The 26214-nt window shown below is 69.8% G+C and carries 29 protein-coding genes and 1 other RNA gene; 18 read left to right on the forward strand and 12 right to left on the reverse strand.

Translation table 11 applies throughout. The annotated features are described in order from the left end of the window. From ACOACQ_RS22960 to ACOACQ_RS22970, 3 genes are all read left to right on the forward strand, one after another. Nucleotides 1-713 (forward strand): LPXTG cell wall anchor domain-containing protein (locus ACOACQ_RS22960; RefSeq protein WP_420289353.1); only part of this gene is annotated, 713 nt, incomplete at its 5' end. A gap of 448 nt (nucleotides 714-1161) precedes the next feature. Further along, nucleotides 1162-1317: a hypothetical protein gene (locus ACOACQ_RS22965; protein WP_420289354.1), complete on the forward strand. Its 156-nt coding sequence runs from the start codon at nucleotides 1162-1164 to the stop codon at nucleotides 1315-1317. After that, nucleotides 1310-2845, forward strand: coding sequence for a sigma-70 family RNA polymerase sigma factor (locus ACOACQ_RS22970; protein ID WP_378595961.1), 1536 nt, complete (start codon nucleotides 1310-1312; stop codon nucleotides 2843-2845). Before ACOACQ_RS22965 ends, ACOACQ_RS22970 begins: the two co-directional genes overlap by 8 nt. A 222-nt stretch (nucleotides 2846-3067) precedes the next feature. Here ACOACQ_RS22970 and rnpB read toward each other — a convergent pair. After that, an RNA gene (gene rnpB, locus ACOACQ_RS22975) (RNase P RNA component class A) lies at nucleotides 3068-3441 on the reverse strand. 150 nt (nucleotides 3442-3591) lie between these two features. On the opposite strand from rnpB, the gene ACOACQ_RS22980 reads away from it, so the two are divergent. After that, on the forward strand, nucleotides 3592-4008 hold the full coding sequence (locus tag ACOACQ_RS22980; RefSeq protein WP_378595960.1) for a tetratricopeptide repeat protein: 417 nt from the start codon (nucleotides 3592-3594) through the stop codon (nucleotides 4006-4008). A 20-nt stretch (nucleotides 4009-4028) separates the two neighbouring features. Here ACOACQ_RS22980 and ACOACQ_RS22985 read toward each other — a convergent pair whose 3' ends face one another. The 4 genes from ACOACQ_RS22985 to ACOACQ_RS23000 all read right to left on the reverse strand — a co-directional run bounded on the left by ACOACQ_RS22985 (nucleotide 4029) and on the right by ACOACQ_RS23000 (nucleotide 7689). Beyond that, the gene (locus tag ACOACQ_RS22985; RefSeq protein WP_378595959.1) at nucleotides 4029-4310 is read right to left on the reverse strand and encodes an excalibur calcium-binding domain-containing protein; all 282 of its coding nucleotides are present in this window, start codon (nucleotides 4308-4310) and stop codon (nucleotides 4029-4031) included. 69 nt (nucleotides 4311-4379) lie between these two features. Beyond that, a complete protein-coding gene (locus tag ACOACQ_RS22990) occupies nucleotides 4380-5225 on the reverse strand; it encodes a transglutaminase family protein (protein ID WP_378595958.1) in 846 nt (281 codons plus the stop codon). Continuing rightward, nucleotides 5225-6178 carry an alpha-E domain-containing protein gene (locus tag ACOACQ_RS22995; protein ID WP_378595957.1) on the reverse strand — a complete coding sequence of 318 codons (954 nt, stop codon included), beginning with the start codon at nucleotides 6176-6178 and terminating at the stop codon, nucleotides 5225-5227. The genes ACOACQ_RS22990 and ACOACQ_RS22995 overlap by 1 nt, the downstream gene beginning before the upstream one ends. Then, nucleotides 6178-7689 (reverse strand): circularly permuted type 2 ATP-grasp protein, encoded by a 1512-nt coding sequence (locus ACOACQ_RS23000; RefSeq protein ID WP_420289355.1) that lies wholly within the window; start codon nucleotides 7687-7689, stop codon nucleotides 6178-6180. Before ACOACQ_RS23000 ends, ACOACQ_RS22995 begins: the two co-directional genes overlap by 1 nt. Before the next feature lie 78 nt (nucleotides 7690-7767). Between ACOACQ_RS23000 and ACOACQ_RS23005 the strand changes: the two genes are divergently transcribed. The 3 genes from ACOACQ_RS23005 to ACOACQ_RS23015 are packed head-to-tail and all read left to right on the forward strand — an operon-like array spanning nucleotide 7768 to nucleotide 8907. Then, on the forward strand, nucleotides 7768-7950 hold the full coding sequence (locus ACOACQ_RS23005) for a hypothetical protein (protein WP_378595955.1): 183 nt from the start codon (nucleotides 7768-7770) through the stop codon (nucleotides 7948-7950). An 11-nt stretch (nucleotides 7951-7961) separates the two neighbouring features. After that, the gene (locus tag ACOACQ_RS23010) at nucleotides 7962-8273 is read left to right on the forward strand and encodes a hypothetical protein (protein ID WP_378595954.1); all 312 of its coding nucleotides are present in this window, start codon (nucleotides 7962-7964) and stop codon (nucleotides 8271-8273) included. 1 nt (nucleotide 8274) lies between these two features. Next, nucleotides 8275-8907, forward strand: coding sequence for a TetR/AcrR family transcriptional regulator (locus tag ACOACQ_RS23015; RefSeq protein ID WP_378595953.1), 633 nt, complete (start codon nucleotides 8275-8277; stop codon nucleotides 8905-8907). 13 nt (nucleotides 8908-8920) lie between these two features. Here the strand turns inward: ACOACQ_RS23015 and ACOACQ_RS23020 are convergent, their stop codons facing one another. Then, nucleotides 8921-10189 (reverse strand): NADH:flavin oxidoreductase/NADH oxidase family protein, encoded by a 1269-nt coding sequence (locus tag ACOACQ_RS23020; RefSeq protein WP_378595952.1) that lies wholly within the window; start codon nucleotides 10187-10189, stop codon nucleotides 8921-8923. Beyond that, a complete protein-coding gene (locus tag ACOACQ_RS23025; protein ID WP_378595951.1) occupies nucleotides 10186-11028 on the reverse strand; it encodes an SDR family NAD(P)-dependent oxidoreductase in 843 nt (280 codons plus the stop codon). The genes ACOACQ_RS23020 and ACOACQ_RS23025 overlap by 4 nt, the downstream gene beginning before the upstream one ends. Before the next feature lie 100 nt (nucleotides 11029-11128). Here ACOACQ_RS23025 and ACOACQ_RS23030 point away from each other — a divergent pair, with 100 nt between their 5' ends. The 11 genes from ACOACQ_RS23030 to ACOACQ_RS23080 all read left to right on the forward strand — a co-directional run bounded on the left by ACOACQ_RS23030 (nucleotide 11129) and on the right by ACOACQ_RS23080 (nucleotide 21497). Next, complete coding sequence (locus tag ACOACQ_RS23030; RefSeq protein WP_378595950.1) at nucleotides 11129-11743, forward strand: TetR/AcrR family transcriptional regulator; 615 nt, start codon at nucleotides 11129-11131, stop codon at nucleotides 11741-11743. Nucleotides 11744-11785: 42 nt separating this feature from the next. Continuing rightward, nucleotides 11786-12193, forward strand: a complete 408-nt coding sequence (locus ACOACQ_RS23035) for a hypothetical protein (RefSeq protein WP_378595949.1) — start codon at nucleotides 11786-11788, stop codon at nucleotides 12191-12193. Between the two features lie 17 nt (nucleotides 12194-12210). Further along, nucleotides 12211-12582: a hypothetical protein gene (locus ACOACQ_RS23040; protein ID WP_378595948.1), complete on the forward strand. Its 372-nt coding sequence runs from the start codon at nucleotides 12211-12213 to the stop codon at nucleotides 12580-12582. A 37-nt stretch (nucleotides 12583-12619) separates the two neighbouring features. Then, nucleotides 12620-13183, forward strand: coding sequence for an HhH-GPD-type base excision DNA repair protein (locus ACOACQ_RS23045; protein ID WP_378595947.1), 564 nt, complete (start codon nucleotides 12620-12622; stop codon nucleotides 13181-13183). Nucleotides 13184-13229: 46 nt separating this feature from the next. Then, nucleotides 13230-13895 carry a TetR/AcrR family transcriptional regulator gene (locus ACOACQ_RS23050; RefSeq protein ID WP_378595946.1) on the forward strand — a complete coding sequence of 222 codons (666 nt, stop codon included), beginning with the start codon at nucleotides 13230-13232 and terminating at the stop codon, nucleotides 13893-13895. Continuing rightward, nucleotides 13895-14704 (forward strand): alpha/beta fold hydrolase, encoded by an 810-nt coding sequence (locus tag ACOACQ_RS23055; protein WP_378595945.1) that lies wholly within the window; start codon nucleotides 13895-13897, stop codon nucleotides 14702-14704. The genes ACOACQ_RS23050 and ACOACQ_RS23055 overlap by 1 nt, the downstream gene beginning before the upstream one ends. Nucleotide 14705: 1 nt before the next feature. Then, nucleotides 14706-16163 carry a flavin-containing monooxygenase gene (locus tag ACOACQ_RS23060; RefSeq protein ID WP_378595944.1) on the forward strand — a complete coding sequence of 486 codons (1458 nt, stop codon included), beginning with the start codon at nucleotides 14706-14708 and terminating at the stop codon, nucleotides 16161-16163. Then, complete coding sequence (locus tag ACOACQ_RS23065; RefSeq protein WP_420289356.1) at nucleotides 16163-17830, forward strand: GMC oxidoreductase; 1668 nt, start codon at nucleotides 16163-16165, stop codon at nucleotides 17828-17830. The genes ACOACQ_RS23060 and ACOACQ_RS23065 overlap by 1 nt, the downstream gene beginning before the upstream one ends. Further along, on the forward strand, nucleotides 17827-18375 hold the full coding sequence (locus ACOACQ_RS23070; RefSeq protein WP_378595941.1) for a DUF4334 domain-containing protein: 549 nt from the start codon (nucleotides 17827-17829) through the stop codon (nucleotides 18373-18375). Before ACOACQ_RS23065 ends, ACOACQ_RS23070 begins: the two co-directional genes overlap by 4 nt. Before the next feature lie 117 nt (nucleotides 18376-18492). Continuing rightward, on the forward strand, nucleotides 18493-19998 hold the full coding sequence (locus tag ACOACQ_RS23075; protein ID WP_378595940.1) for an RNA polymerase sigma factor: 1506 nt from the start codon (nucleotides 18493-18495) through the stop codon (nucleotides 19996-19998). A gap of 80 nt (nucleotides 19999-20078) precedes the next feature. Next, nucleotides 20079-21497 carry a hypothetical protein gene (locus ACOACQ_RS23080; protein WP_420289357.1) on the forward strand — a complete coding sequence of 473 codons (1419 nt, stop codon included), beginning with the start codon at nucleotides 20079-20081 and terminating at the stop codon, nucleotides 21495-21497. Between the two features lie 21 nt (nucleotides 21498-21518). On the opposite strand, the gene ACOACQ_RS23085 is transcribed toward ACOACQ_RS23080, so the two are convergent. From ACOACQ_RS23085 to ACOACQ_RS23105, 5 genes are all read right to left on the reverse strand, one after another. Then, nucleotides 21519-22103, reverse strand: a complete 585-nt coding sequence (locus ACOACQ_RS23085; RefSeq protein ID WP_420289358.1) for a thermonuclease family protein — start codon at nucleotides 22101-22103, stop codon at nucleotides 21519-21521. A 99-nt stretch (nucleotides 22104-22202) separates the two neighbouring features. After that, on the reverse strand, nucleotides 22203-23024 hold the full coding sequence (locus tag ACOACQ_RS23090; protein ID WP_378605109.1) for an ABC transporter ATP-binding protein: 822 nt from the start codon (nucleotides 23022-23024) through the stop codon (nucleotides 22203-22205). After that, nucleotides 23021-24076: a FecCD family ABC transporter permease gene (locus ACOACQ_RS23095; protein ID WP_420289359.1), complete on the reverse strand. Its 1056-nt coding sequence runs from the start codon at nucleotides 24074-24076 to the stop codon at nucleotides 23021-23023. Before ACOACQ_RS23095 ends, ACOACQ_RS23090 begins: the two co-directional genes overlap by 4 nt. Next, nucleotides 24073-25131, reverse strand: a complete 1059-nt coding sequence (locus ACOACQ_RS23100; protein WP_420289360.1) for a FecCD family ABC transporter permease — start codon at nucleotides 25129-25131, stop codon at nucleotides 24073-24075. The genes ACOACQ_RS23095 and ACOACQ_RS23100 overlap by 4 nt, the downstream gene beginning before the upstream one ends. Further along, complete coding sequence (locus ACOACQ_RS23105; protein ID WP_420289361.1) at nucleotides 25124-26134, reverse strand: ABC transporter substrate-binding protein; 1011 nt, start codon at nucleotides 26132-26134, stop codon at nucleotides 25124-25126. The genes ACOACQ_RS23100 and ACOACQ_RS23105 overlap by 8 nt, the downstream gene beginning before the upstream one ends. Nucleotides 26135-26214: the final 80 nt, after the last annotated feature.

Consider the following 26214-nt stretch of genomic DNA (forward strand, 5'->3'; position numbering starts at 1 on the left):
TCACGGTGACGTGTGACCCCACGACCCTGGCGCCCGGAGCGACCGTCACGTGCGAAGCAGACGCGCCGTACGTGATCACCCAGGCTGACGTGGACGCCGGGACGGTGGAGAACGTCGCGACCGCGACCGGTACGCCGCCGACTGGTCCGCCGGCGACGAGCAAGCCGGACGAGACGATCACTGAACTGGACGACGAGCCGGCCCTGACGCTCGACAAGCGCGCCGCGAAGGTCACGGACGTGGACGGCGACGGGCTGACGGATGCAGGTGACACCATCGAGTACGTCTTCGAGCTGGTGAACTCCGGGAATGTGACGCTCACCGACCTGAACGTCGACGACCCGATGCTGGTTGCTGCCGGGATCACGATCAGCTGTCCGGTGACGTCCCTGGCGCCGTCGGAGAAGGTGACGTGTGTCGCGGACGAGGAGTACATCATCACGGCCGCCGACGCTCTGGCCGGATCGGTCCGCAACACCGCGACAGCGGCGTACACACCGCCCGGCGGGACCCCGGTGGTCACGCCGCCGGACTCGGTGCAGACGCCGACCGAGGTCCCAGGAGACGTCTCCTCCGGAGAGACACCACCTGATGGCGGAGTGCTGCCCAACACTGGCGGTCCTTCTCTGGTCCTGACCGTGGGTGCCGTGGTCGCTGTCCTGGCCGGTCTCGTCCTGGTGGGACGTGGGCGGAGACGCCACGAACTGGCCTGAGCCGATGCTGTCCGGTCCGGTCCGGTCGCTCGCGTGCGACCGGACCGGACGGGTGCGTTCCTGAGTCAGGTCGTGTGGGCATCGAACTCCTACTGGAAGACAGGGCGGACAGCCGCCCCGGCGCCGCGTTGGTGCCAAGGAAATGTGAGGAATGATGGTGGGTAGCAAGACAGGTCTCGGACTGGTGCTCGCGTTCAGTGTTGTCCCGATGGCTGCGTGCGGCGGTGACGGAGGGGCTTCGCGGGACCAGCCAGCGGCCGCGACAAGTTCGTCGGAGTCACGAGTGCCGAGTGGGGACAACGGCGACCTGATCGATCCGGTGGGTGCTCGCGCCGATCTCAGGGACTTCCAGTGCGCGCCGAAGGCAAAGAGCAGATGGGCCGCGGGGGGTGCGATCGCCAACGACAGTGATCGAGCTGCGCGTTACCTTGTGCGGGTGTCTGTAGTGGTGTCTGACACCAGCGAGGTCGTTGTCACCCGGCGCCGCACGTTCGACGTCGCGGCCGACAGCAACAAGGAGTTCACGATGACCGGCCTGCGGGGCAGGACCGGTGATGCCGTGGAGTGCACCGTCCGGGTGGTGAGGTCAGAGCTCGATGACTGAGACGCTCGAACCCGCCGTGGTGACGCTCAGCGACGAGGCGTTGCTCGACCTCGTGCGCTCGGGCGACGCCGGTGCGTGGGCCGAGCTGTTCGGTCGACACCATGAGGCCGCGACGAGGATGGCGCGGGGTGTTGATCCCTCGAACGCCGATGACCTCGTCTCCGAGGCGTTCACCCGTGTCTATCTCGCCGCGCGGAAGGGAGCCGGCGTCCGGTCGGCCTTCCGCGCCTACCTGTTCCAGACGATCCGCAACCTCGCCGTGAACCGCTTCCAGCGGGACCGCCGGATCATGTGGGTGGACGAGCTCCCCGACCAGGGCGCGGACACCGCGGCTTCGGGTCAGGTGGAGGACCGGATGACCTCGGAGATGCTCGCCGACGCCTTCCGGTCTCTACCACCGAGGTGGCAGGCCGTCCTGTGGCACACCGCGGTCGAGGGCGAGGACCACCAGGTCGTCGGCCGGATCATGGGACTGAAGCCCAACGCCGTGGCCGCACTGAGTTTCCGGGCGCGCGACGGATTGCGCCGCGCCTACATCGACGCACACGTGGCTGCGACCGACGTGGCCGCGTGCCAGGCCGTACGGCGCCTCGTACCGGGCCACGTCCTCGGAAAGCTGTCACGCCGCGAGCAGGAGCGAGTCGCGTCACACCTCGACGAGTGCAACGCGTGCTCCGCAGTGGTCCTGGAAGTCGTGTCGGTGAACGGCCGCCCCGGGGCGGCCCTGCTGCCGGCGATCGTCGGTCCAGTGCTGGCTGCCGGGTACGTCGGCCAGGGTGGTGCTGCTGGAACCCTGCTCAGTCACCCGACGCCGCTGTTGGTGCTGAGCAAGCCCCATCACGGGGCACTCGCCGCTGCAGGAGTCACTCTCGTGCTCCTGCTCGGTGCTGCCGGGGCCTCTGTGGTGCTCCTCGATGAGGAGCCGCGCAAGGACCGGCCTGCCGTCAGCGCGCCCGCCACCTCGCTGGGCACGCAATCCGAGGCGACGCTGCCCGAGCAGTCGGCAACGGCGACGCCACGGAGCCCGTCCGCCACCTCGGCCCCGTCGCCGTCGCCGTCGGCGACGCCGTCCGCTTCTTCGTCCACCGTCCCGGTGCCTGTTTCGCCTGCCCCCAGTACCGGCAAGCCGGTCGATCCCGAATCGACCGAGGCGTCCCAGCCCGTCCCGCCGACCCGCACCGACCTGGCCATCACCGGCGGCTCCGTGACGTCGTACCCGGACCACGAGCACCTACAGCTGACCCTCGGGCCGGAGTCGTCGGCCTCCGGCACGACGATCACGTTCCAGGTGCTCGGCCTCGAATCCTTCACCGCTCACCGCAGGGGAGAGTTCCGGCCCGGTGCCTGCGAACTCACCGATCGGGGCGACGCCGGGCAGCCCAGTGAGGTGACCTGCACGTTGAGCGCAGGCACCGCTGACTTCGCCCTCGACGTGGTGGTCGCGGGTGAACTCGTCGTGTCGGCGGAGATCAGCGCCGACAACAACATCGACGCCAACCCCAGCAACAACAGCTGGCAAACGCCGTAGCGGAAGTTCTTCTCGACCGCGTAAGGAACTGCGGTGCTCCGCTGTCTTCTCGATGAGCGCGGCGGGAGGGAGCCCGGCCGCGGAGGCTGGCCCGCTTTCCTCTCCGAAAGCATGCCGGCCTTGAGACCGGTCGTCGTCCCCATGCGCGCGGTCGGATCCTCAAAGGGATCGAGGGCGCGTGCGGCCCCACCACACGCCGCGCCCTCGATCCGCCAGCAATGGGGGACGGGCTGGTCTGTAAGCCGGGTTCTGTCCCTGTTGCCAGGGGGCGACCATCCATCTACGGCTGCCGTTGCCGACAGCCTCCAGCAACCTACCCGCACGCTCGGGCGAGCAGCCCTCAAGCGCGTGCTGTCTGGTCTTGCTCCGGGTGGGGTTTGCCTAGCTGCCCCGGTCACCCGAGGCACTGGTGGGCTCTTGCCCCACCGTTTCACCCTTACCGATTCTCCGAGGAGCGCCGGCGGTCTGTTTTCTGTGGCACTTTCCCGCGGGTCACCCCGGGTGGGTGTTACCCACCACCCTGCTCTGTGGAGCCCGGACTTTCCTCGGGACCTGTCGCCTCACGGCGGAGATCACGCGGTCGCCCGACCAGCCCGTCCGTGGGTCACCCTAGTGGTGCGGGAGCGTTCCGGGGGTTTCGAGGCTCGCTTCGCTCGCACCTCAACCACCGGCCCGGCTTCGCTTCGCTCGCACCTCAACCACCGGCCCGCGGGAACATCAGCCCCCGCCAAGGAGTTGGTACGACCATGACCGAGTTCCGCCTCCAGGCGCCGGCGATCGTGTTCCCCGGTGCGTCCAGCGACCACGCGTCGGCGTACCGCACCGCCCACGACCTGCTCAGCCGCAACGCTCCTCGTGAGGCGCTCGAGGTGCTCGAACCGGCGCTCGTCGAGGAGCCGACGAACCGTGGCCTGCGTTCGCTCCGGGCGTGGGCGTACTTCCAGCGGGCTCAGCTCCAGAAGGCCACCACCGAGCTCACCGCCCTGGTGGACGAGGACCCGACGGACACCTGGTCGCGGCACACCCTCGGACGCACGCTCGAGCGGCAGTCGAAGCACGACGAAGCCCTCCCGCACCTGCGCCTCGCTGCGGTGATGACGGGTGACCCCGAGCACGAGTACGACGTCCTGCGGGTCGAGCGGAGCGCGGGGCGGGTCGGCTGACGTCCAGCCCCAGGCCCGGGTCAGCGCTCGCAGGCAGTGCCGTCGCGGTCGCGGTCGAGGCGCTTGTAGTTGGTCCAGTAGACCTTCTTGGCGCGTCTGGTCGTCGACGGGCGCCCGTATCCCAGGCGAACCTGGCGGGCAGCCGCCGTGGCACTCTTGGCGACCCCGTGCGGGTAGACCTTGGCGAGCTTGGTGCAGCTGGAGTAGTAGGTGCCGGCCGCATCGGCTGCCGGGGCGAGTGCCACGGTCACGGGCATGGAGAGGGCGGCAGCGGCCAGGGCTGCAGCGAGGCGTCGGGTCATGGCGGTGACATTAGAGAGGATTCGCCAAAATGATCGGCGAATGCTGGAAATCAGGCCTTTCTTCCCGGGTCAGCTGAGCCGGGTGACCTCGACGAGGACGTCGAGCTTCGCCGTCTTCGCGCCCGAGTAGATCCCGCGCAGCGGCGGGACGTCGGTGTAGTCGCGGCCGTGGCCGATCGCGACGTACCGGTTGCCCGGCGCGGTGTTGGTGCCCGGGTCGAAGCCCTGCCAGCCGTCGTCCCACCACTCCACCCAGGCGTGCGAGTCGCCGGCGACGGTCTCGCCGATGACAGGGTCCTCGACGGGGTGGACGTAGCCGGAGACGTAGCGCGCGGGGATGCCGAGCGTGCGGAGTCCGCCGATCGTCAGGTGGACCATGTCCTGGATGACGCCCGCCCGCTGTTCCCATGCGTCCGCTGCCGGCGACTCGACGTCGGTGGCGCCGGGCAGGAAGTCGATCTGTTCGTGCACCAGGCGGCAGACCTCGAGCGCAGCGAGGCCCGGCAGGTCGGACGCCGTACCGATCGCCCTGACCTGCTCGGCGAAGTCCTGCGGCGGTGCCACGAGGTCGTTGACCACCAGGAACTCGGTCCAGCGGTCGCTCACCTCGCGTTCGGAGTACGACGACCAGGGGGTTGTCGCAACGGGGGAGCCGGTGCGGTTGACCTGCACCGTCGAGGTCGCCGTCACCGTCATCACGTCGTGCGGGTCGACCACCTCGAACGCCGTCACTTGGCAGCCGAAGTAGTCGGTGGACGTGGAGGTCCACGGCTTCGGCGTCACCTCGAGCCGGTTGTGCACGACGATCTGCTCGGGCGTGGTCACGGGTGTCATCCGGGCCTGGTTGTAGGAGGCGGCCGCCCGGCCGTCGTACTCGTACTTCGACGTGTGCACGATCCGCAGCTGCATCGACATCAGACTCCGACTCCCTTCCAGGCCACCGCTTCGGCGCCCGCGAAGTAGCGGTGGCTGATCGCGTCCGTGGCGGCCGCGCAGGTGCGCTGCAACCGCTCCATCTCGTCGGGTACGTCGGCGACCAGGTCCGCGAGCGAGCGGTACTCCAGCTCCGCCCGGACCCGGCCGATCAGCCGGTGTGCCTCGTCCTGGAACCCGGCGCGGTGCGGGTCGCCCCCGATCTTGTCCATCGACTCCTCGGCGCGGTTCAGCGCGAACACCACGGACCGGGGGAACAGCCGGTCCAGCAGCAGGAACTCCGCCGCGGCCCGATCGGTCTCGATGCCGCGATAGGTGCGCAGGAACGCGTCGTACGCACCCGACGCGCGCAGCGCGGACGTCCACCGGTCGGCGGCGCTCGACAGCGCGGTGGTCGCGACGAGTCGTGAGGTCATGTCGGCGCGCTCGATGCTGCGGCCGAGCATGATGAACTGCCAGCTCTCGTCACGGGTCATCGTGGCGTCGGCGGTGCCGGTGATCAGGGCGGCGCGCTCGCGCACCCACTGGAAGACGTACGGCGGCCGGAGGGTCTCGAAGTGCCCCGTCGGGATCGGGCGCCAGGTGGTGTTGATGACCTCCCACAGCGGGACCGTCAGCGTCTCGCGGGCACCTCGCGCGGACTCCCGCGCGGAGGAGAAGATCGCGGCGATCGAGTTGGGGCACTGCGGGTCGTAGGCGAGCAGGCGCAGCACCTGCTCGATGGTGACCGGGCCGTGCACGTCGACGCCGAACTCGGCGGCGATGTCCGGCTCGACGCCCATGCACGCCAGCAGGTCGCGGCAGGTCTGGGTCTCGTCGACCGATCCGTCCTCGAGCAGCAGCTGGGACTGGACGTCGAGGATGCGGGCGGTGTCGTCGGCGCGCTCGATGTAGCGGCCGATCCAGAAGAGCGACTCCGCGATCCGGCTGAGCATCACTCCACCCCCTGCGACTGGGTCTGCGTCTGGGGCTGGGTCTGCGACTGGGACTGCGCTTGCGCCTGCTCGGCACTCGTCGGACCCGCCAGCACCCAGGTGTCCTTGGTGCCGCCACCGCGCGAGGAGTTCACGATCAGCTCGCCCTTGCCGAGCGCGACCCGGGTGAGCCCGCCGGGCAGCACCCACACGCGGTTCCCGTCGTTGACGGCGAACGGCCGGAGGTCGACGTGCCGCGGCCCGAGCTCGCCGTCCACGAAGGTCGGGACGGTCGACAGCTGCACCACCGGCTGGGCGATCCAGGCGCGCGGGTCCTCGATCACCTTCGCGCGGAGTTCGTCGAGCTCTGCACGCGTCGCACGCGGACCGATCACGATGCCCTTGCCGCCGGACCCGTCGACGGGCTTGACGACCAGCTCGTCGATCCGGTCGAGCACCTCCTCGCGGGCCGCGGCATCACCGCAGCGCCAGGTGTCGACGTTGCGGATCACCGGCTCCTCGTTGAGGTAGTACCGAATGATGTCGGGCATGTAGGTGTAGACGAGCTTGTCGTCGGCGACCCCGTTGCCGACCGCGTTGGCCAGCGTCACGTTGCCGGCTCGCGCCGCGTCGATCAGGCCGGGGCAGCCGAGCATCGAGTCGGCCCGGAAGTGCACCGGGTCGAGGAACTCGTCGTCGATGCGGCGGTAGATGACGTGCACCGGGGCCAGTCCCTTGGTGGTCCGCATCATCACCTCGCCGCGCTTGCAGACCAGGTCGCGCCCCTCGACGAGCTCGACGCCCATCGTCCGCGCCAGCAGGGTGTGCTCGAAGTAGGCGCCGTTGTAGACACCCGGAGTCAGTACGACGACCGTCGGGTCCGCGACGCCGGCCGGTGCCGCGGCCCGCAGCGCGGCGAGCAGCCGCTGCGGATAGCTGGCCACCGGCCGGATCCGGTGCTGGGCGATCGTCTCGGGCAACGCGGCCGAGATCGCGCGGCGGCTGGTCATCACGTACGACACCCCGGACGGCACGCGCACGTTGTCCTCGAGCACCCGGAACTCGCCGAGGTTGTCGCGGATCAGGTCGATGCCTGCCACGTGTACACGCACCCCGTTGGCCGGGCGGACCCCCGCCGCCTGCCGGTGGAAGTGGGAGCTGGTGGTGATCACGGCCCGGGGGATCACCCCGTCGTCGAAGACGTTCCCGGCGTCGTACACGTCGGCGAGGAGCATCTCGAGCGCCTGGACCCGTTGCTGCAGGCCCTTCTCGATCACCGTCCAGGTGTCCATCTCGATCACGCGCGGCAGGATGTCGAGCGGCATGGCGCGCTCTTCGCCACCGATGTCGAAGGTGATGCCCTGGTCGAGGTAGCTCGCCTGGAGCGCCTCGACCCGGCTGATCAGCTCGGGTGTGCTCATCTTGTCGAGCGAGTCACGCATCCGGAGGTACGGCGGTCGCAGCTGGGCGCCGTCGAACATCTCGTCGTAGGCGGGTCCGGCGGTCCCGTAGCCCTCGAACATCGTGCTCATCCTCGGACCTTACTCATCTTCGGTAACACGGATGTTGCAGGACATGACCCCATCGTCACCGCGCGGTAGTTTCTTGCCATGGCGTACTGGTTCTGCCTCACCCACCACACTGTCGAAGGCGCCGAAGGGTGCCCCAACAAGGATCGTCTCGGGCCCTACGACACGGAGGCCGAGGCATCCCGTGCGCTCGAGAAGGCGGCCGAGCGGACCGAGGCCTGGGACGAGGACCCGGTCTGGAACGACGACGTCGAGCCCGAGTGATCGGACGCTAGGTGCCGTTCTCCCGTCGCCGCCGGATCCGTCCGGTGGTCATCGACCCTGCCACGGGCAAGCAGATCTCGGCCGCGCCGTTCATCGGCCTCGGCCTCGTCGTCTCCTCTGCGTTCCTCTACGGCGTGGCCTTCTGGCTGGTCCCGGTCTGGGTCGCTGCCTTCCTGCTGCTGACCTGGCTCGTGATGCTCGTGTCCTGCTTCGCCTGGTGGACGCCCGTCCCGCACCGTCTGGTGCCGCTCGGGGTCTTCTCCTTCGTCTGGTGGTTCGTGGCCGTCGCCGCGGCCGGGGTGCTTCTGGACTGGAAGCCCTGACGTGCCCGCCCGTCCGCGTTCCTCCGACGACACGTCGACCCGGCGCCGTCTCGCGCCCGAGGCGCGTCGGGCGCAGCTGCTCGCCGTCGCCGAGGACGTGTTCGCGCGCCTGGGATTCCAGGGCACCGCGGTGGACGACATCGCTGCAGAGGCAGGCGTCACCCGCACCCTGATCTACAAGTACTTCGCCGACAAGGACGAGATCTACCTCGAATGCGTCCGCGTCGCCCGCGAGACGCTGGACGCGGCCATGGTCTCGGCGGCCGGGCAGCACGACGCCCCGGAGCAACAGCTGCGCGCGGGCTTCCACGCGTACTTCCGGTTCGTGCGCGACGGTGGTTCCAAGTGGGACGTGCTGTTCGGTGGCGGCGCGGCTGCCACCGGTTCGGTGGTCGACGCAGCCGCGGCGTTCCGCTACCAGACCGTCGAGGTCATCACCGCGCTCCTGCTGGCCGCGGCTCCGAAGCTGGCCCAGGACGCCGCGATGACCTACGCCCACGCCATTTCAGGCGCAGCCGAACAGGCAGCGAAGTGGTGGCGGCGCAATCCCGACACGTCCGTCGACACCCTCGTCGAGCGCCTGATGGACGTGCTGTGGGCCGGTCTCGAACGGATTGCGACCTTGAACGCCTGAGGAACGCCAGGCTTCAGCCGCGCTTGGCCTGGAACGCCCCGGGCCCGTTGCGCAGACCGAGCATGATCGCCGTCTCGATCCACGAACGGTCGGGATCGGGCTCCTTGCCCGCACCCAGCCGGTGCAGCTGGTCGGTGTGCCAGGACAGGTCGAGGGCGCTGTCCATGGTGCGGAGGTTGGTGACCTTGCCGAGGAGGGCGCGAGCGCCCGTGCGCACCTGCGCGCTGGGCAGCGAGGTCCGGCCGTTCTCCAGGATGGAGCGGGGCGCGTCGGGCACGACGCAGGTCGGGCGTCCGAGGCCCACGATGTCGCAGTCGCCGGACGCGACCGCTGATTCCATTGCTGCAGTCGAGCGGAAGCCACCCGTCACGGCAATGGGTACGTCGCCGGCGAGATGCCGCACCGAGGCGGCGTACTCGAGGAAGTAGGCCTCGCGGGCGGCGGTCGACGCACGCAGCGCGCCCATCATCGCCGGGGCCTCGTAGGACCCGCCGCTGATCTCGATCATGTCGATGCCGCGATCGACCAGAGCTGTCACGACGTCGCGCGACTCCTCCTCGGTGAATCCACCGCGCTGGAAGTCCGCCGAGTTGAGCTTGATGCCGACGGCGAATCCGGGCTGGGTGGCCGCCTTGATGGCGCTGACGATCTCGAGGACGAACCGGCGCCGTCGTTCGGAATCGCCGCCCCAGGCGTCGTCGCGCTGGTTGGTCAGTGGCGAGAGGAACTGGGTGACGAGGTAGCCGTGCGCGCCGTGGACCTGCACGCCGTCGAAGCCGGCCGCCTCGGCGATCGCGGCCGTCGTGGCGTAGCGCTCGATGATGTCGCGGATCTCGGCGTCCTCCAGCGCGCGCGGCTTCATGGCACCGGGGAACTTCGCGGTGATCGCACTCGGCGCGACGGGTCGGTTCCGGCTGACCAGGGCATTGGCCTGCCGGCCGGGGTGGTTGATCTGCATCCACAGGGGAGTGCCGCTGTCCTGGAAGCCGCGGGCCCAGTGCTGCAGCCGGTCGAGGTGCCGGTCGTCCTCGACCGCGACATTGCCGGGCTCACCGAAGTGCCGGCGGTCGACCATCACGTTGCCGGTGACGACGAGGCCGTAGCCACCGTCCGCCCAGCGCGCGTAGAGCCGTTCGAGCCGGTCCGAGGGCCCGCCGTCGCGGTCACCGAGCGACTCGCTCAGCGCCGACTTCATGAACCGGTTGGCCAGGTGCTGGCCGTTGGGCAGCTCGAGGGGCGCGGCGAGGTGGTCCACGACCGGAGTGATCTGGCCGGTGCTCATGCCGACACCTTCTTCAGGGAGCCGGTGAGGCGACGGGAGACCGCCGCGAACGGGCGCTGGTAGGCAGATCCGAGAACCCTCACGACGAGGTCGACCGCGATGGCGTCGGCCCCGATGAGCACCTTGGCCCGGCGGGACTTCACGCCGCGGAGGATCGTCCGCGCGGCCGTCTCCGGCGACGTACGGGTCAGCTTCTCCTCGAAGAGGCGCGACAGCCCGGAGGTGTCGCCGTCGTTGCTCGCCGTGGCGTTGTTCACGATGTTGGTCTTGATGCCGCCCGGGTGCACGCAGGTGACGCCCACCGGGTGGCCGGCCACGAGCATCTCCTGGCGCAGTGCCTCGGTGAACCCGCGGACCGCGAACTTGGCTGCGTTGTAGGAGCTCTGCGTCGGAACGCTGAAGAGTCCGAAGATGCTCGACACGTTCACCACGTGGCCGTCCCCGGACGCGATGAGGTGGGGGAGGAACGCCTTGGTCCCGTTCACCACGCCCCAGAAGTCGACGTCGATGACCTTCTCGATGTCGTCGTACGGGCTCTCCTCGATGGTGCCGAAGATGGTGATGCCGGCGTTGTTGATCACCATGTTGACCGAGCCGAAGTGGGCAGCCACGGTGTCGGCCCAGGCATGCACGGCTGCCCGGTCCCGCACGTCGAGGACCTGGGTGTGGGGAGTTCCGCCGAGCTCCTTGCAGAGCAGCTCGGTCTCTGCGAGGCCGGCAGCGTCCCAGTCGCTGAGTGCGACCAGGGCGCCCTCGTCGACGAGCTGCAGTGCCAGCGCGCGGCCGATACCTGAGCCGGCGCCCGTCACGGCGACGACGCGGTCCTGGAAGTTCTTCATGTGACTCCTCCTGTGTGGTGCGTCGACAGTAGTTGCCAGTCAGGCGACTGGCAAGTCATCTGACTTGCAAATGCATCGAGACCTGCACCACGATCGGCGCATGCCCCCGCCCGCGTCATCGCCTGCGCCGCGCCGCCAGGTCGATCGCCGCTCGGCGACGACCGACAAGCTCCTCGACGCCACGATCGAGTGCCTCGCCGAGCTCGGGTACGTCGCCACCACCACGCGGCGGGTGGCCGAGCGGGCCGGTGTGAGCCAGGGCGCGCAGCAGCACTACTTCCCGACGAAGGCGGCGCTCGTCGACGCCGCGATGGTCCGGCTGACGGAGCAGCTGATGGCCGACGCCATCCAGCGCGGGGTCAAGGGGGACGACGAACGCGAACGTGCGGGCGAGCTGCTCGACATGATCTGGGAGATCCACAACCTCCCGGTCACGCCGGCAGTGCTCGAACTGTTCACGGTCGCGCGCACCGACCCGAAGCTGGCCCGTCGGGTCGCCGAGCTGACCGGCGCCGGCATGGCCGGCCTGCAGCTCGTCGCGGCGCAGGCCCTGCCGACCTACGCCGCCCGCCCGGGCTTTGCCGACCTGTTGCAGATCGTGATGGCAACCCTTCGCGGCACGGTCATCATCGCGGCGATCCCCGGGGCCGAGGCCTCCCATCCGTCGTGGCCAGCGGTGCGGGCGCACCTGATGGCGAGCCTCGAAGCGCTCTGACAACCCGAGCGTCCGGTTGTCGAGCGTGGTCGAATACGGACCATGAACGGTCCTGGCCAGTCGCCGCCGCCGAGGTACTTCGGCGATGTCAACGGCGCTCACTGGTCGGTAGACAGGCCGGCGGGTCTTGTGAACGACGACGCCCTCGAGTTCACCGTTGCGGGCGACGTCATCAAGTTCATGTGGGACTACGGCGTGGTGGTCCCGCTCTGGGACGCGACTGGGCTGGTTCCCGAGGAGCCAGCATGGTTGCGAGAAGTGCTGGGGTTGAGTGACACGCTGATCAACGACCTGACGGACTGGGGAAACGCGATGAATCATGTGGACGCGAAGCCGCCCCTGACCACCGAGCAGGCCCTTGCCGACCTGAGTCGGCGCGCGAAGGAACTCGTTGATCGCCTCCAGCGGGAGCTCGGCCCACGATTCACGGTGAGGTACAAGCCGTGGTGACGCCAGAGGACCCGTCCGTGGCTGTCATCGAGGAGATTCTCGCGGCAGCGGCCAGATCTGCGGGCCAGGTGCCGACCCGAGACGGCAAGGCTGTCGTCGACCGCGCCGCGTGGTTCTGCACCTGCATCACGGACTTCGGCACGGATGCTCCGACGTGGGTGATCTACGACATCGTCGACGGAGGTCTTGGGTGGTGCCGCGTGCCGGATCGGTTGGACGTGTCGGACCTGGTGGTAGCGCGAGTCGTGGATGGCGATCACGTCCACCCAGAGCAGGTGCTGCACTGGCTGCAGGGCACGAACGGAAACCCTTGGAGTGTCCGTGCAGGTGCCGCTGGGACTGTCCTCGGGGACCTGGCCCGCAGGATTCGCGACCTCCAGGCCGACTGATCTGCCTCGCAGGCGGGGCGTCATGGAAGATGGCCCCATGGCCATCCACATCACCGACAACCCCGAAGCCGACGAGCTGCTGTCGACCAACCCGTTCGCCCTGCTCGTGGGGATGATGCTGGACCAGCAGTACCCGATGGAGCACGCCTTCGCCGGCCCGCAGAAGGTCGTGAGCCGGTTCGGCCCGTTCGACCCGGCAGCGATCGCGGCGGCGGATCCCGAGGAGTTCGCGGCACTCTGCTCGACGACTCCGGCGATCCACCGGTTCCCGGGATCGATGGCGGCCCGCCTCCAGGAGCTGGCCCGGATCGTGGTCGATGAGTACGACGGCGACGCGTCCCGCATCTGGACCGAGGCCGCCGACGGCAAGGACCTCGCGAAGCGGATCCAGGCGCTGCCCGGCTTCGGTGCCCAGAAGGTCAAGATCTTCGTCGCGCTCGTGGCCAAGCAGCTCGACGTACGCCCGATGGGTTGGGAGAAGGCGGCGGGGGACTACGCCCTGGACGGGTATCGCTCGGTGGCGGACGTGGTCGACCCCGTGTCGCTGCAGAAGGTGCGGGACCACAAGAAGGCTGCGAAGGCGGCAGCGAAAGAAAAGTAGGAATCACCTGCTTCCGGGAATCGCATGATTCCTGTATGGTCGTCGCATGCCCTCCGCGACGACCGCTGCTGACGCATCCTCGGACGCACCCGCGGGACGGCTCTGGCAGGGCCAGACGCCTGACGCCCGCGAGGCGGACCGCCGCCATCGCCTGGTCGAGGCCGGCCTCGAGCTGGTCGGCACCCAGGGTGTTGCGGCGATGACCATGCGGGCCGCGTGCCGTGAAGCATCGGTGGGCCCGCGCTACTTCTACGAGCTGTTCGCCACCCGCGAGGAACTGCTGGAAGCGGTCTACGACGAGACCGTCGACCGGATCCGCGAACCGATCCTCGCTGCCGTCGCCACGGCAGCAGAGGGCGACGGCCAGATCGCCGCCATCAGGACCGCCTTCACCACCGCGGTCGCCGTGGTCGAGTCCGACCCGCGCCTGGGCCGCATCCTCTTCCGCGAGTCGGCCGCCGATGACACGCTGCGCCCCCGGTCGCAGGCGGCGATGCCGGAGTTCGTGCTGAACGTGGTGGCGCACGTGGTGCCCGAGCGCGCCGAACAGCTGCGGGGTGCGGCCGGCGGCTGGACGCTGATCGGCTTCTCCGCCGCAGTCTTCTCGCTGTTCCTCGCGTGGAGCGAGGGCGTGCGCCACACCTCCCGCGAGGACTTCATCAACCACTGCACCGCGCTCGCGGTCGACACCCTGGAACTGGACGTTGCGTGATGACCGAGATCTCCCATGACCGGCGCGGTGCCGGAGCTCCGATCGTCCTCGTGCACGGCATCGGCAGTCGGTGGCAGTGCTTCGAGCCGATCCTCGACCGGCTCGCCGAGGACCACGAGACGATCGCGATCGACCTGCCCGGCTTCGGTGCCTCGCCCCTGGTCGACGGGGTCAGCCCCGGCCCGCGCGGGTACGCCGACTGGCTGGCCGGCTGGCTCGCCGACAACGGCATCGATCGCCCCCACCTCGTCGGCAGCTCGATGGGCGGCGGTGTCGCCCTCGAGCTCGGCCGACGAGGCGTTGCCTCCGGCGTCACCGCATTCTCGCCGGTCGGCTTCTGGGGCACCCCGGGCCTGCTCTGGACCCAGGGCCTGCTGACCGCGATCCGCTCCGCAGCGGTGCACGCCGAGCCGGTGCTCGGCCGACTGATCGACCATCCCGCCGGTCGGGCGGCCCTGCTGGGGTCGATGTTCGGGCACCCGACCCGGGTCAGTCCCGACGCAGGTCGTGCTGACGTCGCGGCGCTCGCTGCTGCGACGGCGTTCCCGGCCGCCCGGCAGGACTTCGGTCGTTACGCGCTGGGTCCGGACGACGACCCGGGCGCGCTCCCCGACATCCCGGTCACCGTCGCGTGGGGCACCCGTGACGTCGTACTCATCCACCGCACGCAGAGTGCCCGTGCTCGCGTCGCGCTGCCGTTCGCCCGGCACGTCGACCTCGTCGGCTGCGGCCACCTCCCGTTCAACGACGACCCCGCCACCTGCGCCCGACTCGTGCTGTCGGACGCCTCGACCCGCAAGGACGCCTGACATGAACTCGATGAACCCGTCGGTCGCCGTCATCGGTACCGGCTTCGGAGGCCTGGCCGCCGTGATCGAACTGAAGAAGCAGGGCTTCGACGACATCGTCGTGTTCGAGAAGGCCGACGACGTCGGGGGAGTGTGGCGCGAGAACACCTACCCGGGTGCGGCGTGCGACGTCCCGTCGCCGTTCTACTCGTACTCCTTCGAGCCCAACCCGCGCTGGCCGCACCGGTTCTCCCGGCAGCCCGCGATCCTCGAGTACATCCGCCACGTTGCCGACAAGTACGACGTCCGCCGCCACATCCGGTTCGGGACTGAAGTGACCGGCGCGGCATTCGACCAGGACTCCGGGAAGTGGACGGTCGAGCTCGACACCGGTGAGGCCGCCGTCGTGGACGTGCTCGTCTCCGCGGTCGGACAGCTGTCGCGTCCCTCGATCCCCGACATCGCCGGGGCTGACTCCTTCCAGGGCGACAGCTTCCACTCCGCCGAGTGGGACCACGACGTCGACCTGAGCGGCAAGCGGGTCGCGGTGATCGGCACCGGCGCCAGCGCGGTCCAGTTCGTCCCCGAGCTCCAGAAGCAGGTCGGGCAGCTGGCGCTGTTCCAGCGCACTGGGCCGCACATCCTTCCGCGGCCCGACCGGGAGTTCAGCGAGCGGCACCACCGGGTGTTCGAGAAGCTGCCCGTCACCGAGCGCGCCGAGCGGCTGACCTGGTACGGCGCGGTCGAGGCACTCAGCATCGCGTGGGTCTACTCCCGGCCGCTGGCCGCCGTGCTCAAGGCGAGGTCGAAGCGGCACATGCGCCAGCAGACCAAGGCGAAGCCCGGCCTGTTCGAGAAGGTGTGGCCCGACTACACGATGGGCTGCAAGCGCGTCCTCTTCTCCGACAACTACCTCCCTGCCCTGGCGCAGCCGAACGTCGACGTCATCACCGACGCCATCACCGCGATCACGCCGAACGCCGTGGTGACGGCCGACGGCCGCGAGCACGAGGTCGACGCCATCGTCTGGGGGACCGGCTTCAAGGCGACCGAGTTCCTGGCGCCGATGTCCATCAAGGGTGACGACGGCCGCGACCTGCATGACGTGTGGCGCGGCAGCGGCGCGCGCGCCTACTACGGCATGACCGTCCCGCACTTCCCGAACCTGTTCATCATGTACGGCCCCAACACCAACACCGGTGGCGGTTCGATCATCTACTTCCTCGAGGCGCAGGCGGCCTACCTCGGCAAGTACGTCGCGCACCTGGCCCACGTGGCGCGGCCGCTGGCCGTGCGGCCCGAGGTCGAGCAGGAGTACGACGAGCGCATACAGGCGCAGCTCAAGGACAGCGTCTGGACGCAGTGCTCGTCCTGGTATCGCACCGCGAGCGGACGAATCACGACAAACTGGCCCCGGCTCGGGATCCAGTACAAGGCGCAGGCGAAGTTCGACCCTGCCGACTACGAGGCGGTTTCCTGATGAGCAGCAACAGGCACGACTACGACGTCATCGTCGTCGGCTCGGGCTTCGGCGGGAGCGTGACGGCACTGCGCCTGACCGAGAAGGGCTACCGGGTCGGTGTGCTCGAGGCCGGCCGGCGCTGGAACGCCGAGAACTTCCCGAAGACCAACTGGAACCTCCGCAAGTCGATCTGGGCACCGCGGCTCGGGTTCACCGGCCCGCAGCGGATCAGCGTGCTCGGCAAGTGCCTGGTCTTCAGTGGTTCGGGCGTCGGAGGCGGATCCCTGATCTACGGCAACACGCTCTACGAACCGCTTCCGGCGTTCTACGACGACAAGGCCTGGGCGCACATCACCGACTGGCACGACGAGCTGGCGCCGTACTACGACCAGGCCAAGCGGATGCTCGGTGTCGTGGAGAACCCACGCACCGGACCCAAGGACGACCTGCTGCTGCAGGTCGCGCGTGGCCGCGGCGTGGCCGAGACGTTCCACAAGACCCAGGTCGGCGTGTTCTTCAACGAGGGCAACGAGGGCTCGGAGGTCGACGACCCGTACTTCGGCGGCGCCGGTCCTCGCCGGTCCGGCTGCATCCACTGCTCGGAGTGCTTCACCGGCTGCAAGCACAACGCCAAGAACACGACGGACAAGAACTACCTCTACCTCGCCGAGCAGAACGGTGCCGAGGTGCACCCGCTCACCACCGTGACGTCGGTCCGCAAGGACGGTGACGGGTACGTCGTCGACACCGAGCGTTCCAACGGAAAGCTGCGCAAGGGTCGGCGTACGTTCACGGCCGAGCACGTCGTCTTCGCCGCGGCCGCGCTCGGCACCCAGAAGCTGCTGCACAAGCTGCGCGACGACGGCACCCTGCCCGAGCTGTCCCCGCGGCTGGGGGAGCTGACCCGCAGCAACTCCGAGGCGATCATCGGCGTGCAGAGCAGGAGCCGTGACGACTTCGCCCAGGGCGTCGCCATCACCTCCTCGATCCACCCCGAGCCGCAGACCCACGTCGAGGTCTGCACCTACGGCAAGGGCCAGAACTCCATGTTCGCCCAGACCGTGCCGATGATCGACGGTGGCGCGTTCCGCTTCCTGCGGTTCCTGCTGGGCGCAGTGCTGCACCCGCTCGTCATGCTGCGGTCGATGGACCTGCGGCGCGCGTCCGAGCGGTCCGTGATCCTGCTGGTGATGCAGTCCGTGGACAACTCGCTGACCTCGTTCCTCAAGGGCGGACAGCTCAAGACGAAGCAGGGCACCGGCGAGCCGAACCCCGACTGGATCCCGCTGGCCCACGAGATCGCCCGTGAGTACGCCGTCAAGGCCGACGCCGATCCGGGGAACGTCGCCACGGACATCTTCAACATCCCGGCGACGGCGCACTACATCGGTGGCTGCACCATCGGTGACTCGCCGGCCACCGGGGTGATCGACCCCTACCAGCGGATCTACGGCTACCCCGGCCTGCACATCGCCGACGGCAGCGCGATCACCGCCAACCTCGGCGTGAACCCGTCGCTGACGATCACCGCCCAGGCGGAGCGGGCGATGGCGTTCTGGCCCAACAAGGGCGAACAGGACGCTCGACCCGCGCTCGGCGCGGCGTACGAGCGCATCGCGGCGGTGGCCCCGAAGGCGCCGGTCGTTCCCGCCAACGCTCCTGGCGCACTGCGGGTGTCGGCATGAGCGCCGCGACGACCGCCGCTGCGACGCTCGCCGAGCTCGAGCGCGGGACCGATCCCGAGACGGCGCTCGCGTTCTTCGACTCGCTCCCCGCCGTGACCTGCGACGAGCTCCGCGGGAGGTACCGGGGCCGTGAGCTGCTGACCGGCCACCCGATGGACGGCCTGCTCGAGGCCTCGGGCTGGTACGGCAAGCAGTTCGACGACGCCGACCACGTCCACCCCCTGCTCTTCCAGGGGCGTGGGGGAGAGGTCTTCGCGGTCGAGCCGCGCAAGGTGCCCCTCGGCATCGCACCGAAGATCCCGTCGGCCGTGGTCGACCGCTCCCAGGGTGCCGTCGGCGCCCTCAAGGCGGCCCTTCGGACCAAGAAGCACCGGGCGCGCCTCCGTGCCGTCGAGTACCGCGGCGTCGTCAGTGCCGCGATGGTCTACGACCACCTGCCGATCATCGACGTCTTCCGCCGGGTCGACGCCGACACCCTCCTGGGCGTGATGGACCTGCGTGACTCTGCGCCGTACGTCTTCGTTCTTCAGCACGACCAGACCTGACCGTCAGGGCCGCAACACGCCCCGATGGTCAGACGGTGCCCGTGCCCGTGGCAGAATGACGAAGCGGTCTTGACGCCTCCGGGCCTCGCCGCGCCCAAGTTCCGTTTGAATCGAGAGGTGTTCGTGTCTTCGAACCATCGTTCGGTCCCGCCCGTCGTGCTCACGCACCCGTCGATCGTCGCGCTGATTGAGCGTGGCGCACCGTCGGGCAGTGTCGCTGCGGAGGACGTCCGTCAGGCCTGTGCTGCTGCTGACGTCGCACCTGCCCACCTGAAGGGCCTGATGGGCCACCTGTCGGGCCTCGGTATCGCCGTGGAGCTCGGCTCGCCCGTCGAGCAGCGTGCCGTGGCTGCCACCACGGCCAAGAAGGCTGCGGCGACCGCCACCACCGCCAAGAAGGCGCCCGCCAAGAAGGCTGCTGCCGCTCCGGCCGCGCCCGCCGCGGCTGCTGCTCCCGCTCCGGCGAAGAAGGCGGCTGCCAAGAAGGCGGCGCCCGCGAAGAAGGCTGCTGCCGAGGTCGTCGACCTCGCTGATGTCGCCGTCGTCGCGATCGGCCCGGACGGGAAGAAGATCCTCCCCGACATCCCGGACGACCAGTTCGAGAAGGATGTCGTCGCCGACCCGACGATCAAGGAGGACGAGAAGACCGCGTCCTTCATCGTCTCCTCGGCCGACGAGACCGACGAGCCTGCCCAGCAGGTCATGGCCGCCGGCGCGACCGCCGACCCGGTCAAGGACTACCTGAAGCAGATCGGCAAGGTCCCCCTCCTCAACGCCGAGATGGAGGTCGAGCTCGCCAAGCGGATCGAGGCCGGTCTCTTCTCCGAGGAGAAGCTCGGCAAGGGCGGCAAGATCAGCCCGAAGATGACCGAAGAGCTCGAGTGGATCTCCGAGGACGGCCGCCGCGCCAAGAACCACCTTCTCGAGGCCAACCTCCGCCTCGTCGTCTCGCTGGCCAAGCGCTATACCGGCCGCGGCATGCTGTTCCTGGACCTGATCCAGGAGGGCAACCTCGGTCTGATCCGCGCGGTCGAGAAGTTCGACTACACCAAGGGCTACAAGTTCTCGACGTACGCCACGTGGTGGATCCGTCAGGCGATCACCCGCGCCATGGCCGACCAGGCCCGCACCATCCGGATCCCGGTCCACATGGTCGAGGTCATCAACAAGCTCGCCCGTGTCCAGCGCCAGATGCTGCAGGACCTCGGTCGCGAGCCCACTCCGGAAGAGCTCGCCAAGGAGCTCGACATGACCCCGGAGAAGGTCGTCGAGGTCCAGAAGTACGGCCGTGAGCCGATCTCGCTGCACACCCCCCTGGGTGAGGACGGCGACTCGGAGTTCGGTGACCTCATCGAGGACTCCGAGGCGATCGTGCCGGCCGACGCGGTGTCGTTCACGCTGCTCCAGGAGCAGCTGCACGCCGTCCTCGACACGCTCTCCGAGCGTGAAGCAGGCGTCGTGTCGATGCGCTTCGGCCTGACCGACGGCCAGCCCAAGACGCTGGACGAGATCGGCAAGGTCTACGGCGTGACCCGCGAGCGGATCCGCCAGATCGAGTCGAAGACCATGTCGAAGCTCCGTCACCCCTCGCGCTCGCAGGTCCTGCGCGACTACCTGGACTGACGCACGACTGATCGCACCAGGAACGCCACGACCGCCCCGTCTCCGCAGCAGCGGACACGGGGCGGTCGTACGCTCGGGCCATGCGCCGCGTTCTCGGGTCCGGGGTCCCTGTCCTGTTGCTCGTCGGAGCCCTCGTGGCCGGCTGCAGTCTCGAGCACGAGTCGGACGCGAAGCCCGAGGCTGCCGCGCAGTCGTCCGTGGCACCGTCCGGAGAGCTGCGCCTGGCGGACACGGTCGACCCGCAGCTGTTCGGAACCGGTGACGGCCTGGTCCTCGTCGCGTCCCGCCTCGCCGACGACGGTCCGTACGGCGGCGTCGTCACCAGCTCGTACGACGGCAGCGGATGGACGTCCGGCGAGAGCCTCTCGACCGACGGTGTCCGAACCTCCGGCGCGCGGGTCGTGATCAACCCGTCGGGTGTCGGCGTCGCGCTCTGGACCGAGGCGTCCGGCGAGGAGTCCGACAGCGAGGAGCCGACGTCGCCGCCAGTCGTGGCGCGCGTGCGCCAGGCGGACGGCGCCTGGACCGAGGCCGAGACCCTGGGGGCGATGGCCTATCTCGAGGACGTGCAGGTCAACGCCCGCGGGGATGTCGCGGTGCTCGGCTACCCCGACGAGGGAGTGCGCGTGCTGGCCCTGCGGCCGGCGGGAGAGGACTGGAACCTCACCGACCTGTCGTCGTACGACGCCGGGTCGATGGCGCTCGACGAGGACGGCGGTGTGCACCTGGCCACGACGGGCACGAACCGTGGCGGCGGGGGACCGGTGCAGGTCTCGTACCTGCCGGCAGGCGGCACGTGGACAGACCCCATACCGGTGCCGCTCGACGACATCGCCACCGAGGCAGCGCAGATCGTGGCGCTCCCCGGTGGAGGCGAGGCTCTGCTGGTCGGCACGATCTCTGCCACGTGGCAGTCCACCTTCGACACGCAGTACTACTGGGCGACGGAGTACCACCTGCTGCGCCGCGGCGGCACGACCGGGGGCTTCACGGAGCGCTGGTCTCACGACGGGGCCACCGACATGCGGGTCGTGGCCGACGGCAAGGGAGTCCGGCTCACCTGGATCCAGGACGAGGCCGGCCAGCAGGTCGAGGGTGCGGCCGGTCCCACGACCGTGCCGACACGGCAGGCACTGCTCACCCGTGGCCCGGACGGTGCGGTCGTCCGTCTCGGCGAGGCCCCGGTCGAGATGTCGGACTCCGAGATCGGCGGTGGCCTGAGCTTCATGACGGCGTCGGGGTGCGACGGGCCGGCCGTCATCTGGCGTACGCATGACGAGCAGGAAGGGCCGGACCACCTGCAGGTCCGGGTGGGTGACCGGGAGGCGACGGTGCCCGACGAGGGTGCGCGACCCGTCGTGGACCTCCAGGCTGCCCTGGCCTGCACCGGGGGCGTGCCGTGGCTGGCACGTTCGGCCGACCTCGAACAGGTCGGTTCCGACGACGGCGGGGACCTGCGCATCGCCGGGGGAACGGTGGTGGCCGGTCCGCTCGGCTGACCGGTCAGCCGCCCGACCGGGTCAGCACCACGTCCAGATCCCGACGCGCGCGTGCTGCGCCGCCTGCTCCACGCGTTCGTAGGTGGCCCGCTTCCTGAACGGGCCGTTGCGGTAGACGTAGACCTCCGCGAGCCCGCGGCTCAGCTGGTCCTGTCCCAGGTCCAGCCGGTCGGAGGACCTGCGGACGTAGCGGAGCAGTCGGTCATAGCGATCGACGCGGGGCTGGTGGGGGTCGGCGCGCATCACGACGCCGGTGCCGCGGGGCAGCAGGGCCTTCAGGTGCTTGGACGCCGTGGGGCCGCCGCACTCGTGTGCCCCCAGGATGGTCTCCGGGGTGTCGATGCCGAGGATCCGGACGTAGCGCACGGATCCGTTGCGCAGCCGTACGACGACGGTGTCGCCGTCCTGGACCCGGAGCACCCGCGCGTCCGGCCGCACCGGCTCGGGGGTCGTGACAGCAACGGACGCCTGCTTCGCAGCCGCGACGGCGAAGCCGTGCTGCACCGGCTCCAGCGGCTCGGCCGACCCGTGGTGGGTCAGGCCTGCGGTGAGGGCGCCCGCGGCGAGGGTGGTGGCAAGGGTCAGGCGAAGGAGGGGCAGTCGCACAGGTCCATGCGACAGGGCGCGGGTGGGCGTCCAGCGTGCTGCGGGTGGATGTCGCGCGACAGCCCCGTGAACAAAGAATCCGGTCGGCCGGGGTGCCGGTCAGTCCCCGGACGGCACGATCATCGGCGTGCCCGCAACGGGGTCCGGCACGACGACGCAACCCAGTCCGAAGGCCCGTTCGACGAGTGCGGCGGTCACGACTTCGACGGGGGCGCCCTCGGCCAGGACCTCGCCGTCGCACATCACCACGAGGTGGTCGCTGTAGCGACAGGCGAGGTTGAGGTCGTGCAGCACGGTCACGATCGTGCGGCCGGTCTCGCGGTTGAGCGTGCGCAGCAGGCGCAGGAGGTCGACCTGGTGTGCGATGTCGAGGAAGGTCGTCGGCTCGTCGAGCAGCAGCAGGTCGGTCTCCTGGGCCAGGGCCATGGCGACCCACACCCGCTGGCGTTGCCCGCCGGAGAGCTCGTGCAGGGGCCGGGCGATCAGCGATGCCGTGTCGGTGGCGTCCAGCGCCGCGGCCACGGCGTCGTCGTCCCGGGCCGACCAGTGCCGGAACCAGCCCTGGTGCGGGTGCCGGCCCCGCGACACCAGGTCGCCCACCGTGATCCCGTCCGGCGCGACGGGGGTCTGCGGGAGCAGCCCGAGGATCCGGGCCACCTCGCGCGAGCCGTGGTCGAGGATGGGCGTGCCGTCGAGCAGGACCTCGCCGGCGCGCGGGCGCAGCAGTCGGGCGAGCCCGCGCAGCAGGGTCGACTTGCCGCATGCATTGGCACCCACGATGGCGGTGACCCGGCCATCGAGGATGTCGAGGTCCAGGTCGCGTACGACGGTCCTGTCGTCGTACCCGAGAGCGAGGCCGCGGGCCGCGAGGCGGGCGGTGGTGTGTTCGACGGCTGGGGTCTCGGTGATGGGCAGGGTCATCCGCCCACTCCTCTCCGGTTGGTGGTGGCCAGCAGCCACAGGAGGTACGGCGCCCCGACGGCCCCCGTGACGACGCCGGTCGGCATCTCGATGGGAAGGACCTGGACGGCGATGTAGTCGGCGACCAGGCACAGGACCGCGCCGACGGCTCCCGCAGCCACGATGCCGCCGCGCGCCGGGCCGAGCAGTCGGTCCGCGACCGGGCCGGCCACCAGCGCGACGAAGGCGATCGGGCCGGCGACGGCCGTGGCCAGAGCCGTGAGCAGGACCCCGACGCCGAGCAGCAGGAGGCGCGTGGGTTCCAGACGGGTGCCGAGCCCGCGGGCGGTGTCGTCGCCGAGCTCGACGTTGCGCAGCATCCGTTGCAGGACGGGCACGGTGGGCGCCAGCAGCAGCAGGCACACCAGCAGCACGTTGTTCTCGGTGTCGCCGGCCTGGCCGATCGATCCGGTGAGCCAGTGCAGGGCTTCGCGCGCTTCGGTGAGCGAGGTCCGGGTGAGCAGGAAGCCGGTGATGCTGGTGGCGAACGCCGACATCCCGATCCCGATCAGGATGAACCGGTAGCCCGAGACGCCGTCGCGCCAGGCGAGCAGGTACATCGCGGTCGCGAACACCAGGGCGCCGACGAGCGCGAGCACCGGGATGCTCGGGCCGGACAGTGCCGGGACGGCGAGACCGGCCACCGCGAACACGCTGGCGCCGGCCGAGATCCCGACGAAGTCCGGCGAGGCCAGCGGATTGCGCAGCAGCTGCTGGAAGATCGTGCCGGCGGCGCCGAGCGCGAGTCCGACGCCGATGGCCGCCTTGACCTGGGGGACGGCCAGGTCCTGGACGATGAAGTCCACGGCGGGGTTGTCGCCGGTGCCGAGGAGCGAGCCCAGCACCTGGCTGAAGCTCAGGCGGACCGAGCCGAAGCAGAGCGTCAGCAGGCCCAGCAGCAGCGCGACACCCAGCAGCACGGTCGGTACGGCGATCGCGCGCTGTCGACGCCTCCGCCGGTGTCGTCGTACGTCGACCGCTGCTTCTGCTGCGACCAGGGTCGCCGTGCTCACAGCTCCGCCAACCGGCTGTAGCGCACGAGCAGGATGAAGAACGGTGCGCCGAGCATGCCCAGCACGATGCCGACCTGCAGCTCGCCGTCGCCGCCGATCACCCTGCCGAGGATGTCGGCGCCGAGGAGCAGCAGCGGTCCGAGCAGCAGCGAGTACGGCAGGATCCACCGGTAGTCCGGGCCGCATATTGCACGGGCGACGTGGGGCACGACGAGGCCGACGAACACGATCGGGCCACAGGCCGCGGTCGCGGCACCGCACAGCACCGCGACGACCGTGAACAGGCCGATCCGGGTGCGGGTCAGGGAGACGCCGAGCCCGCGGGCGGCGTCGTCGCCGAGGGCGAGTGCATTGAGCGGGCGGCCACAGAGCACCCCGACGACCAGGCCGAGGATGAGGATCGGGGCCACTCCGGTGACGATCGGGGCGTAGCGTCCGGCCAGCGAACCGACCTGCCAGAAGCGGTACTCCTGCTGGGCCTGCAGGTCGGTGAGCAGCAGGCCGGTCGTGACGGCCGTGAGGCCGGCCGTGATCGCGGCTCCGGCGAGCGCCATCTTGACGGGCGTCGCGCCTTCGCGGCCGATCGAGCCGACGGCGTACACGAGAGCAGTCGCGGCGAGGGCACCGACGAAGGCCAGCACGACGTGGAGCTGGATGCCGCTGACTCCGAGCAGGGTGATCCCGGCGACGACGGCCAGGGCGGCGCCCGCCTCGATGCCCATGATCGAGGGGTCGGCGAGCGCGTTGCGGGTCAGTCCCTGCAGGACCGCTCCGGAGACGCCGAGCGCGGCGCCGACGAGCACGCCGAGGATCGTGCGCGGCACGCGCAGCTCGATGGTGACGGTGTCGTCGGTGGTCGCCGCGGTGAACTGGCGCAGTGCGTCGATGACCTCGGAGAGGCCGATGGACCGCGAGCCCTGGGTGACGCTGACGAAGCCGGTCAGCAGGACCAGGCCGCCGAGCACGAACAGCCCGGCGGTGAGCGCGCCCGGGCGCCGGACGCGACGCATCGCATCCGGCGCCACGGTCGCGGTGGCCACCGCCTGGTCAGTCACCGATGGAGTCGTCGAGGCCGGACAGCTCCTCGGTGAGCTTGTCGAGGGCGACGGCGTAGTGGCCGTACGTGTGCAGCCAGAAGCCGGGCCACTCGACGACCTGACCGGCCTTCGCTGCGCGGATCGAGCTCCACGTCGGCTGGTCCTTGACGGTCTTCTGGTCGGCGATGAAGCTGCGGCTGTCGAACATCAGCACGTCGGGCTGGTACTTGTCGGCCTTCTCCCAGCTCAGGTTCTCCCAGTACGGGAAGCCCTTGTCGGGGGAGTCGGGCTCGATGATGTCCAGGCCCCAGCGGTCGAAGTCGAGCAGCTCGGGCGCGAACTCCGGGTTGGCGACGTAGAGCAGGTCGCTGGCGGGGGAGACGGCGAGGGCGGTGAAGTCCTTGTCCTTCATCGCCGCGATGAACGCGTCGCGCGACTTCTCGAAGGCGGCTTTGTCCTTGCTGCCCTGGGAGTTCTCGATGTCCGCGCCAAGGCTCTCGGCCAGGTCCTCGTAGCCCTCGGCGAGGTCGAGGATGGAGTCGCCCTGCGCCGCGCCGACGACGGGCGCGAGCTCCGCGAGCTTCTTGCTCTTGGCCTTCACGCCGTCCTCGAAGCCCGAGTGGGCCTTCTCGGCGGGCCACCAGTCGGCGACGATCAGGTCAGGGCTCAGGGTCGAGGCCTTGGCGACGTCGATGGAACCCCACTCCTCGCCGAGGATCGCGATCCCGGTGAGGTCCAGGTCCTTGAGGTTGGGGTCGGTCGTGACCGGCTCGTCGGCGTAGATCCCGACCGGCTTGATGCCGTACGCCATCAGCGCGGCGGCCTCGGCGGCGTGGGCGATGATCCGGGTCGGCGTCTTGTCGAGCTCGACGACCTCGCCCGAGCCGTCGGTGAACTCCCAGGGCCCGTCGGGGACCTTCGAGGAGTCCTTGGCATCGGACTTGTCGGCAACGTCGGAGCTGCAGGCGGCGGTACCGAGCGTGAGCACGGTCGCGAGCGCGAGGGCCAGAGTTCTCTTCACGACAGGGAAGCCTAACCTAACTAACCCACCATCGGTCGAGCGGCCCTGCTGGTGAAATGCGAAGGGCCCCGGCGCAGCGC

Origin of the sequence: Nocardioides sp. CPCC 206347 (genome assembly GCF_048654605.1) — a bacterium.
Lineage (GTDB): Bacteria > Actinomycetota > Actinomycetes > Propionibacteriales > Nocardioidaceae > Nocardioides.